The sequence below is a fragment of the Galbibacter sp. L-19 genome (genome assembly GCF_056857615.1).
Genome location: NZ_JBSXNL010000070.1, coordinates 1 through 11,619, shown reverse-complemented (window position 1 = coordinate 11,619; position 11,619 = coordinate 1). Strand labels below are relative to the sequence as shown.

The window sequence follows — 11,619 nt, the reverse complement described above, 5'->3', positions numbered from 1 at the left end:
TTTTTCGTTTTTGATTTTCTTCAAAATCTAAACACTAAACTCAAAAATGAACTCTCTTTTATAGAACGTCTCTTGTTTCTCAAAGCGGGTGCAAAAGTAAATTACTTTTTTGTTTCTCGCAACATTTATTTTGATTTTTTTCGAAACCTTTAAAAGCTTCTCTAATCTCAACAAACAGCTCAAAACACCCTATTTTAAAGAACTTCGCCCCTTCTCTACTACATCATCTCTCTCTCAAAGCGGGTGCAAATATAGAAACTTATTTAACCATTATCCAAACCTTTTTTTAAGTATTTTTAAAACTATTTCTTAACTACCTTAGAACTCGGAGGTTAAGCAGTAAAAAAAGTACTTAGTACTTAGTATTTAGTATTAAGTACAAAGAGTTGATTGCTATTCAGTAGGCAGTCTTCAGTTTGCAGTAAGTTTATGGTTATTAGTTATTGGTTATTGGTTATTGGTTATTGGCAAACTACAAATTCTATAAAGAATACAAAATCTATATGCTCTTCTCTTTATTCTTGCCTCCCCTTTTACTTCCGACTTCTTCAATCTTTCAATTATTAAAAAATAAACATACTTATATATAGTGTTGTATGCGTGAAGACTTCGACTTATCTTTGCAAACTGAAAAACAACATATATAATGATTAAGATTACTTTACCCGATGGATCGGTTAAGGAGTTTGAAAAAAACACAACTCCAATGGATGTTGCCAAAAGCATTAGCGAAGGCCTAGCCCGCAATGTTATTTCGGCTAGTTTTAATGGTACAAAAATTGAAACGGTTACCCCTTTAACCACCGATGGGAGTCTTATATTATATACATGGAATGATGACGAAGGGAAACAGTCTTTTTGGCATTCTACTTCTCATATTATGGCGCAGGCGCTTGAGGAACTTTATCCTGGAGTAAAACTTACTATTGGACCTTCTATAGATAACGGGTTTTATTACGATGTTGATTTAGGGGAGCAAAGTATTTCCGAAAAAGATTTTCCTGCTATTGAAGCTAAAATGCTTGAAATAGCTCGTGGAAAACACGATTATAAAATGCGTGCTGTTACTAAAACAGAGGCTTTAGACTTTTATAAAAAGCAAGGAAATGAATTTAAGGTTGAACTAATAGAAAACCTTGAAGACGGAACTATTACTTTTTGCGACCATGATACGTTTACCGATTTATGTCGTGGTGGCCATATCCCAAATACTGGAATAGTAAAGGCTGTAAAATTATTGTCGGTTGCTGGAGCTTATTGGAGGGGTGATGAAAACAAACCACAACTTACACGTATCTATGGGATCTCGTTTCCGAAGCAAAAAGAACTAAAAGAATATTTAGAACTTTTAGAAGAAGCAAAAAAGAGAGATCATAGAAAGCTTGGGAAGGAGCTTGAGCTATTTACTTTTTCGCAAAAAGTAGGGCAAGGATTGCCATTATGGCTTCCTAAAGGTGCTGCACTAAGAGAACGCTTAGAGAACTTTTTGAAAAAAGCACAAAAGAAAGCTGGATACGAACAAGTAGTTTCTCCACATATTGGACAGAAAGAATTATATGTTACTTCTGGCCATTATGCTAAATATGGAGAAGACAGCTTCCAGCCTATTCGAACTCCTAAAATGGATGAAGAGTTTTTGTTGAAACCTATGAACTGTCCGCATCATTGCGAAATATATAATAGTAGACCTTGGAGTTATAAAGAACTACCAAAGCGTTATGCAGAATTTGGTACCGTATATAGATATGAACAAAGTGGAGAACTACATGGTTTAACTCGCGTTCGTGGTTTTACTCAAGATGATGCGCATATATTTTGTACACCAGACCAATTAGACGAAGAGTTCAAGAAGGTAATCGATTTAGTACTTTATGTATTTGGTTCTTTAGGATTTGAAAACTTTACTGCACAAGTATCTTTACGCGATCCAGAAAATCCAGAAAAATATATTGGTAGCGATGAGAATTGGGAAAAAGCGGAAACTGCTATTATTAATGCCGCTAATGAAAAAGAGCTTAATTATGTAATAGAAACTGGAGAAGCTGCCTTTTATGGTCCGAAGTTAGATTTTATGGTGAAAGATGCTTTAGGTAGAAGCTGGCAACTAGGAACTATACAAGTAGATTATAATTTACCAGAGCGTTTTGACCTTAATTACAAAGGAAGTGATGACAAATTACACAGACCTGTAATGATACATCGAGCGCCTTTTGGAAGTTTGGAACGTTTTATTGCAATTTTATTAGAGCACACAGCAGGGAACTTCCCTCTGTGGCTAATGCCTGAGCAGGCTATTATATTGTCTATCAGTGAGAAATATGAAAAATATGCCGAAAAAGTTTTAAATTTATTGGAAAATGCCGAAATTCGCGCCCTTGTAGATAATAGAAACGAAACAATTGGCAAGAAAATACGAGATGCAGAAATGCAAAAAACTCCGTATATGCTAATTATAGGCGAGCAAGAAGAGAAAGACGGTACGGTTTCTGTAAGGAAACATGGTGAGGGCGACATAGGTACTATAACAATAAATGAGTTCTCAGATTTGATAAATTCAGAAATCAATCGTACATTAAAGAAGTTTTAAAATAAAGTTTAATTAAAAATTATAAGCCATAGCAATTAAAAGATTTAACAGAAACGCTCAAAGAAGAGAGATTAAAAATCCGCACAGAACCAATAGAGAGATTCGTGTACCAGAAGTAAGATTGGTAGGCGATAATATTGAAATGGGTGTATATCCAACCAAAGATGCTTTAGTAAAAGCTGAGGAATTAGGTTTGGATCTTGTTGAGATTTCACCAAATGCCAAGCCTCCTGTTTGTAAAATAATGGACTATAAAAAGTTCTTATACGAACAAAAAAAGAGAGAAAAGGTAATGAAGGCGAAAGCCTCTAAAGTGGTTGTAAAAGAAATTCGTTTTGGTCCGAATACAGACGACCATGATTACGATTTCAAAAAGAAACACGCAGAGAAATTCTTAAAAGAAGGAGCCAAATTAAAGGCTTATGTATTCTTTAAAGGACGTTCTATTGTTTATAAGGATAAAGGAGAAATTTTGTTGCTTAAGTTAGCATCAGAATTAGAAGATATTGGAAAAGTAGAACAAATGCCTAAATTGGAAGGGAAACGTATGACTATGTTCATTGCTCCTAAGAAAACCAAATAAGGTAAAAGTTTTATACTTTCCAAAGGAATAAAAAAATAATAAGCGGAACAATTAAATAAATATTAGGATTATGCCTAAAATGAAAACTAAATCCAGTGCTAAGAAGCGTTTTAAGCTTACAGGTACAGGTAAAATTAAAAGAAAGCACGCTTTTAAAAGTCACATCTTAACAAAGAAGTCTAAAAAGCGTAAGCTTGCATTAACTCATTCTGGTTTAGTAGATAAAGCAGATGAGAATAATATCAAAGAACAATTACGTTTAAAGTAAATTGTTCTTTCGGTTCAATTAAAATTGTTTAACCCTGGAGTTAGGCTTTTAAAAGAATTCTGAATTCTGAATTTATATTCTGAATTATAGAATCGCCTGCTACAAAAAATTAAAAATTATGCCAAGATCAGTAAATTCAGTAGCTTCAAGAGCACGAAGAAAAAAAGTGTTGAAGCAAGCAAAAGGCTACTACGGTAGACGTAAAAACGTTTGGACGGTTGCCAAGAATGCGGTTGAGAAAGCAATGTCTTACTCATACAGAGACCGTAGAAATAAGAAAAGAACTTTCCGCGCTTTGTGGATTACTCGTATTAATGCGGGTGCTAGATTACACGGAATGTCTTATTCTCAGTTTATGGGGAAAGTAAAAGCTAACGATATCGAACTTAACCGTAAGGTTTTAGCCGATTTAGCTATGAACCACCCAGAGGCTTTCAAAGCAATTGTTGAAAAAGTAAAGTAAACGTTTAACAACATATTTTTCCGCTTATTATAAAAAATCCAGTCTTTGAAAAGACTGGATTTTTTTATGTTTAATTTTCTTCAGAATACCAACAAGGCATTTATAAAATTCCTATAAACTAATGCTGTTCTGAGTTCATACTTAAGCAAGCATACATTACTCTACAATAGTTGGCAACTCAGCTACAAAAGCATTATGAACTGCTTCTGGGCTTAAAATATGTCCCTTTTTTTGAGCACTCTGCGCAAGTAAGTATCCACGGTGAGCGGCGTCCATTCTTTGTAAAGGAGTACCATGATGACCATCTGCTTCAAAACCACAATCTCCGATGTTAAAAAATAAGTCAAAAAACGCTTCTACACGCTTCCAATTGTATGTAGCTCCTCTTTTATGTGTCATAAAATAAGCAGCAAAGAAATCGGCTTCTAATTCTGTTGAACGGGTTGCCTCTGGTATATTTCCTGTTTCTGTTGGATAGCCCCAAGTATTATTAAATTGGATTTGGTGCCCCCACTCGTGTGCTAAAATTCCAGTCCATACTATATCAGCATCTATTCCTGCCTTTTCCATAACAGAAACTATTCCGTCACTAATAACAATAATATCTCCTTGTCCTTTACCAAAGAAGTTATCAATATTGATTGCAAAACCATCAAAAGAAACATAAGGATTTTCTATTAAAAAAGTACTTTCTTCATTAATAGCAGAAATTTCAGCAATTAACGCATCTATATCTGCGGTAGGTCCATATAGAAAAGGGAGTGTTTCTCTCAGCAAACTTTCGTTTTCAAAATTACTGTTATGCTGCCCTTTTACTGCTACCTCATTAGGCATATCCCAAAACTTCTCATGTTCTCTTACTCGTTTTTTCATCAAGTTTGTATACCTCCCATTCTCTCCAAAATATTGAGGACTTGTATCTACCAATGACATATAAAAATTAATATCGCTATAAATACTATAGAATTCCGCTCCTAATTGATCTAGATTCTCTGCTATAGTTTCATTAATTGCCGCATCAAAATCTGTTGTACTACACTCAGAGGGCGCAACTGCACGAGATAAATCGTCATAGAATGCAAAATCATTTACGCTCAAATCTAAATTTACACTCCTATCTTGTATTAATTCAGAATACTTATTGGCTGAGGAAGTTGTGGCATACACTGCATTTAATTCGTCTTCAACATAAGTTTCTTCTTTTGAGCATGATACAAGAATTACATTTACTAAAATAATACTTGCTAAAAAATGGATTTTTTTCATAATAGCTGGTTTTAGATTATAATCCTATGAATATAGAGAAAACACCTTTGTAAAGCAATTTTTACCGATGAAATACATGTTTGCAGAGAAAATATAATTCCTAACAAACTATTAACTTACAGTTGGACAAGAAACCCTATTTTTGCATCTTATAATTATAGCATATGGATTTATCTAAAGTAAGATTAGTAGTAACAGACATGGATGGAACTCTTTTAAATAGCAAAGGGGAGGTTAGCACCACCTTTTTTGACTTATTTAAAAAATTTAAAGAAAACGACATCCATTTTGTTGCCGCAAGCGGAAGACAATATAATAGCATTACTAATAAATTAAATTCTATTGTTGACGATATTACTATTATTGCTGAAAATGGAGGAATTGCAAAACAAGGTACCGAAGAATTATTGGTTACCAATTTACCCGAAGAAAGTACCAATGAAATTATTGAGCTTTTAAGAGGAATTGAAGATGTATTTGTTGTTTTATGCGGAAAGAAATCGTCTTATATTGAAACCAAAGATGCTACTTTCACAAAGTTATTTAACGAATATTACGCTGCTTATGAAGTAGTAGATGATTTAACAAAAGTTAGCAAAGATGATTTTGTAAAGATTGCAGTATATCATTTTGAAAGTTCTGAAGATCATATTTACCCATCTGTAAAACATTTGGAAAACAATTTACAAGTAAAAGTATCTGGGAAAAACTGGTTAGATTTATCCCATCCAAATGCAAATAAAGGATATGCATTAAAAATGCTTCAAGATAGATTAGGAATTTCAAAAGCAGAAACGATGGTTTTTGGAGATTACAACAATGACCTTGAGATGTTGGCACTTGCTGATTTTAGTTTTTCTATGGAAAACGCACATCCAAATGTAACAAAGGCTGCCAATTATCAAACAAAAAGTAATGATGAGAATGGTGTTGAGTATATTTTAGATAAGCTAATTAATGCCAAACAAAAAATTTAAAATCAACTACCTAAGGGCTAGCCTCACGAGGTATTCAAAAAAAAACAATTCATTTCAACGCAAAACGTCGGTCAATTGAACCCTCTATGAGGGATTAATTTCCGAAAGCAGTAATGACCACAGATCTTGAGCCGCCAAAATCTCGATGTTCGCATAAATAAATTCCTTGCCAAATACCGAGATTTAAGCGTCCATTAGAAATAGGAATTTGTACAGAAGCTCCCATTAAAGATGCTTTTATATGTGCTGGCATATCATCGGCACCCTCATAAGTATGGATATAATAAGGTGCATTTTCTGGCACCATTTTATTAATATGACTTTCAAAATCTGTCCGTACGGAAGGATCGGCATTTTCATTTATAGTTAAACTAGCAGACGTATGTTTTATAAACACCTGTAATTGTCCGATATTAACTTTTTTTATGTCTGGAATTGCCTGTAAAACCTCATCAGTAATAATATGAAAACCTCTTTTTCTAGCTTTCAATTTTATTTCAGTTTGTAAAAAAATCATGAAGTAGATAATTATGTTTTTTGCTTTTTCTTTTTTGCTGCTGGAAACAAAACATTGTTTAAAATAAGTCGGTAACCAGGAGAGTTGGGATGTAATTCCAATTCCGTCTTCGGGTCTCCTACTCTATGTTGATAATCTTCTGGATCATGTCCCCCATAGAAAGTAAAAAAGCCTTTTCCTTTTATTCCATGAATGTAACGAGCCTCTCCATTTACCTTATTTTCTGCTAAAGTTAAAACTGTAGAACGGATTGTATTTGGGTCATAAGCAGTAGTTTGCCCCATAAAACCTTTTACCAGCGCGGTATGATTTTGACAAAGCATGGTAGGAATAGGATCCCATTTTGCTGAAAACTCCATCAATGTAAAATAGTCTGTTTCCTTCTGAACAGTTTTTCTTTTTGCGGTCATATCAATTGATGAAAACTCGTATTCCAAAGGATTTCTTTCCAAGATAAAATCTCGAAAAGCAAAGGTTTTAGAAAAATCGAGATGCGATTGATAATTTGGTGCGGAAGGGTCGCCATCAAACATAGGTTCACAAATATCGGTATCTGAAGCTGCCAAAGCAATATCAAAACTATCGGTAGCAGAACACATTGCAAACATAAAGCCCCCCCCAATAACATAATCGCTTATACTGGTAGCTACCGCCAATTTTTCTTTAGAAACTTTTTCATAACCCAGCTTAGCAGCCAGGGCTTCAGCTTCTTTTTTGTCGTTAATATACCAAGGTGTAGCGCGGTAAGCACCATAAAATTTCCCAAACTGTCCAGTAAAATCTTCATGGTGTAAATGCAACCAATCATACAGCAAAAGCTCCCCTTCAAGTACCTCAGTGTCATAAACAACATCATAAGGAATTTCTGCATAGGTAAGTACCATTGTTACGGCATCATCCCATGGCTGACTCCCTTTTGGGGAATATACTGCAATTTTAGGGGCTTTTTCTAAAATAACCGCCTCTTGGTTTTTAGAGGGACTACTAATTTCATCTAAAATTTGCGCTGTTTTAGCATCAGAAAGAACTTCAAAAGAAACCCCTCGAATTTGACATTCTTTTCTTATTTCTTCTGAATCCTTTAGTAAAAAAGAACCTCCACGATAATTTAGCAGCCAATTTACTTTTTCATTTTTTGCCAATACCCAATAAGTTATTCCGTAGGCTTTTAAATGATTTTCTTGAGTTTCTACATCCATTGGGATTAGAATATAGGACGCAAAGGAAAATTGTATAGTAAATAGCAACAAAAAAAAGAGCACCCATTGCTGAATGGAATACTCTTTTTTGGTTTTATATATTTTAAATTTAGGTAATACCATTAAATCTTTCAGTTTCATATAAACATTCTGTAATGTCTAGACAAAGATACAAGACCACTTCGCTGTAAGAAAAAAAAGGAAAGACTATATTGTAATTACCATAAAATCTTTAGCTCATAGAGAACCACTTTTTAAATTATGCTTTCCGTTTCTATTTTTTATATAACAGAGGGATTCCTATAAATGTCTTATAATCCTTGAAATTAGTATACTTTTCAGTATTTATACTCATTTTTATCGGACTATAATGATAAACATTACCATATTCTAACTGAAAAATACAATTATAAATCGAAACCTAAGTCTTTTCTGTAGTTCATTTTATCGAAAGCTATTTTCTCCATGCTTTTGTAAGAAGTTTTCAAGGCTTCTTTAAAATCATTTCCGAAAGAAGTTACAGCCAACACACGCCCGCCAGACGAAACAACCTCATCATCCTTCAACTGAGTTCCTGCATGAAAAACTATTGAATCTTGAACATTTTCAAAACCTGTAATTACTTTTCCTTTTTCATATGCTTCAGGATATCCACCAGAAACTGCTACAATTGTAGTTGCAGTTCTATCGTCTAAATCTAACTTAATAGTATTTAAAGTTCCATTTGCTGTAGCTTGTAGAAGCTCTACCATATCATTCTTTACACGAGGTAAAACCACCTCGGTTTCTGGATCTCCCATACGTACATTATACTCAATAACATAGGGTTCCTCCCCTACTTTTATGAGTCCGATAAATACAAAACCTTTATACGGAATTTCGTCTTTTTGAAAACCTTCAATAGTAGGTTTTACAATACGGTCTTCTATCTTTTGCATAAAGGTAGCATCTGCAAACGGCACTGGTGAGATTGCTCCCATTCCACCCGTGTTTAAACCAGTATCTCCTTCCCCTATACGCTTATAATCTTTTGCTGTAGGAAGTGTTATATAATTCTTACCGTCTGTTAAAACAAAAACACTAAGCTCTATCCCGCTTAAAAATTCTTCAATAACCACTTTAGCACTAGCATTTCCGAATTTAGCATCTACCAACATGCTTTTAAGTTCTGCTTTTGCTTCTTCTATATCGTCTAAAATTAAAACCCCTTTCCCAGCGGCTAATCCATCTGCTTTTAAAACATACGGCGGATTTAAAGTTTCTAAGAAAGCATATCCTGCTTCTAAACTCTCGGAAGTAAAACTTTGATAAGCTGCAGTAGGTACGTTATGGCGCGCCATAAATTCTTTAGCAAACTCTTTGCTTCCTTCTAGAATAGCTCCTTTTTTTTCTGGGCCTATTACAGGAATATTTTTTAATTCATCATCTTTCAAGAAAAAGTCATGAACCCCTTGTACTAATGGATCTTCTGGCCCTACTACTACCATTTCAATATTCTCCGCCAAGACTAATTTTTTAATAGCGGGAAAATCGGTTACCGAAATTTCCACATTGGTAGCTATTTTAGCGGTTCCAGCATTACCTGGAGCCACAAAAAGATTAGTTAGTTTATTGCTTTGCGCAATTTTCCATGCGAATGTATGTTCTCTACCGCCAGAACCGAGTATAAGGATGTTCATTTTTACTGAATTTAATAGTCTTTGTATCAAAGTTCCAAAGGTACATTCAGTAGAGGCAAAAACATAATTTATGAATGAAAAGTTTATTTGTTTTTTACAAAAGCTAAAACGCTACGTTCTTTGTTCTTTAGCTTCTTCTATGGTTGTACTTTTACTTTTTAACAATAGTTTCCTAAATAACTCTTGCTATTCATCTTTTTTATCGATGAAAAAACGTTCAAACTACAACTTAAGAATGCTTAAAATAGGATAGTCCATGAAATATTGAAACCCAAATTACGGAAACCCATAATAACTTATAACAAAAAAGTCAATTCTAATAATTGACTTGCTTTTAAGATCACTTCTTTTTCAAATTATCTTCGATCCCTTCAAATAGCTCACTGACCTTAATTTCAGGCTGTTCAGTCCATAGCTTGGTAACATATACATTCGGACTAATCTGCCGATAAAAATGGATTCGCCTGCCTTTCCGCTATTTAATCGTTTTATATATTCTCTAATATCTTTTCTGCCATTTTAGAATTTAATAAAAAATATTTAATGAGGCTTTTTCTTCCTTGTAGGAAGAAAACTTTTGTACTGTTACAAATAAGTTTTTTTAAAAGAATTAAACAAAAACTTCCTAAAGGTAATATTTTTTAACTCCTAAACTCCTATCATTATTTTATGCGCGAGTGTATTAAGTCAAATAGACAAACTAATGCTTTGATATTATCCTCAAAAACTTATTTTTTTCATTTGACGCAGTGTATTCGGAAATTTCTTTATCGCTCATAGCCTTTATGGAAATAATCTTCATATTTTTAACAGGCTTTCCGTTTTCGTCCTTTTCTTTCCTTTTATTTATTTTTAATAGTTTCAATCTGATTTTCACAAGGTCATTAGTGACTATTTCTTCAGGTAATAACTCTAAATAAGATTTTATTTCAAGAGCTTTAGCCACTCTTGCAAACATTCTCATATTGAGTTTTTGTGGTTGTTTAGGGTTTTCTATATTCCCAAAAAAACTTTCCGAAACACCAACCTTCGCAGATAGGTCTTCTTGAGTTAAATCCTCTAAAATTCTTTTTTCTCTTAATTTTCGAATTACTTTAAAATCAAATTCGGAAATAATGATTTCAATAACCATACCTTGTTAAATTGGTATGTAAGGAATGAAATATTATAATTTTTATCACATACCTATAAGAGTGTAATAATAATTTACTATATTTGTTTATATAACATATATTTGCAATTCTTCAAATAGAAAAATATTAGAAGCAATTGCTTTGAGTCTCGACTAGAAAACTGGTAATTTTTATGCAACGAGATAATAAGCAGAATGCTCACGGCCGCGGACGTGGGCTCTCTTATTGTTGCGTGGTATACCAGTACCTCTAGTCGATAAGTTGAGCTCTACGTCCTTTTTTATACAGTAGTCTTTTCAACTTTTCTTAGCATTGGTTTCTTCATTTTAATTGGATTGTTGCAATTAGATAAAAAATAGGATGAAGCACCAACCAAAAAAATTGATTATCAAGGCGCAGTATAATGTTGCGTTTACGGTGTATTTTATCCTATTTCCTAAAAAACCAAAATGTCCAATTTAGGACATTATTGTTATGGGAGTGACGATATAATTTAGGCTCAGTAGTCTCTTGCCAAAACTTATTATCAATAATAAGTGGCTAGGCGATGCGGATGCCTCGGTACTTCAATACTTTTTTCTCTCATAATTAACGACTACACATGATCATGGCATCCGGCCATGTAACGAAACGATGGTTTAGACCTTAAGGCTGTTCTTGCCATAGAACCTGTCTTACCGATAATAAAATTATCGGTAATGGCTATAGGCATATCTATGCGTAAGGGTAAGCGTGAATTTCAAAAAGACCCTTTTAGAAATATAGAGAAGATAGAGGGTCTATTCTAACAAAACCGAAGTTTTATTATAACAACTCAAAATTATGCAAAAAAGATATATTATAAGAGATAAGTGTATCCTATTATTTACCCTGCTTATCTTTTCTATTGGAACGTATTCCTTGTTTGGGAATACTAGGGGTGTTAATTTTTTTGATTTAGCTGTTTA

10 protein-coding genes are annotated in these 11,619 nt (G+C 33.6%); 5 read left to right on the top strand and 5 right to left on the bottom strand.

What is annotated here, in order from left to right:
* The first annotated feature begins 646 nt into the window (after nucleotides 1-646).
* The 4 genes from thrS to rplT all read left to right on the top strand — a co-directional run bounded on the left by thrS (nucleotide 647) and on the right by rplT (nucleotide 3,901).
* A complete protein-coding gene (gene thrS, locus AC13CQ_RS15860) occupies nucleotides 647-2,587 on the top strand; it encodes a threonine--tRNA ligase (RefSeq protein WP_482882971.1) in 1,941 nt (646 codons plus the stop codon).
* Nucleotides 2,588-2,657: 70 nt separating this feature from the next.
* On the top strand, nucleotides 2,658-3,170 hold the full coding sequence (gene infC / locus AC13CQ_RS15855; RefSeq protein ID WP_245547707.1) for a translation initiation factor IF-3: 513 nt from the start codon (nucleotides 2,658-2,660) through the stop codon (nucleotides 3,168-3,170).
* Between the two features lie 70 nt (nucleotides 3,171-3,240).
* Nucleotides 3,241-3,438 (top strand): 50S ribosomal protein L35, encoded by a 198-nt coding sequence (rpmI, locus tag AC13CQ_RS15850; RefSeq protein ID WP_008613022.1) that lies wholly within the window; start codon nucleotides 3,241-3,243, stop codon nucleotides 3,436-3,438.
* 118 nt (nucleotides 3,439-3,556) lie between these two features.
* Complete coding sequence (rplT, locus tag AC13CQ_RS15845) at nucleotides 3,557-3,901, top strand: 50S ribosomal protein L20 (protein WP_008613024.1); 345 nt, start codon at nucleotides 3,557-3,559, stop codon at nucleotides 3,899-3,901.
* 156 nt (nucleotides 3,902-4,057) lie between these two features.
* On the opposite strand, the gene AC13CQ_RS15840 is transcribed toward rplT, so the two are convergent.
* Nucleotides 4,058-5,167 (bottom strand): hypothetical protein, encoded by a 1,110-nt coding sequence (locus AC13CQ_RS15840; protein ID WP_482882970.1) that lies wholly within the window; start codon nucleotides 5,165-5,167, stop codon nucleotides 4,058-4,060.
* A 164-nt stretch (nucleotides 5,168-5,331) separates the two neighbouring features.
* Between AC13CQ_RS15840 and AC13CQ_RS15835 the strand changes: the two genes are divergently transcribed.
* On the top strand, nucleotides 5,332-6,144 hold the full coding sequence (locus tag AC13CQ_RS15835) for an HAD family hydrolase (protein WP_482882969.1): 813 nt from the start codon (nucleotides 5,332-5,334) through the stop codon (nucleotides 6,142-6,144).
* A gap of 94 nt (nucleotides 6,145-6,238) precedes the next feature.
* Here AC13CQ_RS15835 and AC13CQ_RS15830 read toward each other — a convergent pair whose 3' ends face one another.
* The 4 genes from AC13CQ_RS15830 to AC13CQ_RS15815 form a co-directional block, all read right to left on the bottom strand.
* Nucleotides 6,239-6,661: a secondary thiamine-phosphate synthase enzyme YjbQ gene (locus tag AC13CQ_RS15830; RefSeq protein ID WP_008613029.1), complete on the bottom strand. Its 423-nt coding sequence runs from the start codon at nucleotides 6,659-6,661 to the stop codon at nucleotides 6,239-6,241.
* A gap of 11 nt (nucleotides 6,662-6,672) precedes the next feature.
* Nucleotides 6,673-7,983 (bottom strand): asparagine synthetase B, encoded by a 1,311-nt coding sequence (locus AC13CQ_RS15825; RefSeq protein ID WP_335588633.1) that lies wholly within the window; start codon nucleotides 7,981-7,983, stop codon nucleotides 6,673-6,675.
* 284 nt (nucleotides 7,984-8,267) lie between these two features.
* The gene (gene purD, locus AC13CQ_RS15820; RefSeq protein WP_335588629.1) at nucleotides 8,268-9,539 is read right to left on the bottom strand and encodes a phosphoribosylamine--glycine ligase; all 1,272 of its coding nucleotides are present in this window, start codon (nucleotides 9,537-9,539) and stop codon (nucleotides 8,268-8,270) included.
* A gap of 700 nt (nucleotides 9,540-10,239) precedes the next feature.
* Entirely contained in the window at nucleotides 10,240-10,671 is a 432-nt protein-coding gene (locus AC13CQ_RS15815) for a helix-turn-helix domain-containing protein (protein WP_008613033.1), read from the bottom strand.
* Nucleotides 10,672-11,619 lie beyond the last annotated feature (948 nt).

Excerpts from the sequence above, each read along its gene's own strand:
- thrS (WP_482882971.1), top strand. The coding sequence starts at position 647 with ATGATTAAGATTACTTTACCCGATGGATCGGTTAAGGAGTTTGAAAAA.
- rpmI (WP_008613022.1), top strand. The coding sequence starts at position 3,241 with ATGCCTAAAATGAAAACTAAATCCAGTGCTAAGAAGCGTTTTAAGCTT.
- rplT (WP_008613024.1), top strand. The coding sequence starts at position 3,557 with ATGCCAAGATCAGTAAATTCAGTAGCTTCAAGAGCACGAAGAAAAAAA.
- AC13CQ_RS15840 (WP_482882970.1), bottom strand. The coding sequence starts at position 5,167 with ATGAAAAAAATCCATTTTTTAGCAAGTATTATTTTAGTAAATGTAATT.
- AC13CQ_RS15835 (WP_482882969.1), top strand. The coding sequence starts at position 5,332 with ATGGATTTATCTAAAGTAAGATTAGTAGTAACAGACATGGATGGAACT.
- AC13CQ_RS15830 (WP_008613029.1), bottom strand. The coding sequence starts at position 6,661 with ATGATTTTTTTACAAACTGAAATAAAATTGAAAGCTAGAAAAAGAGGT.
- AC13CQ_RS15825 (WP_335588633.1), bottom strand. The coding sequence starts at position 7,983 with ATGGTATTACCTAAATTTAAAATATATAAAACCAAAAAAGAGTATTCC.
- purD (WP_335588629.1), bottom strand. The coding sequence starts at position 9,539 with ATGAACATCCTTATACTCGGTTCTGGCGGTAGAGAACATACATTCGCA.
- AC13CQ_RS15815 (WP_008613033.1), bottom strand. The coding sequence starts at position 10,671 with ATGGTTATTGAAATCATTATTTCCGAATTTGATTTTAAAGTAATTCGA.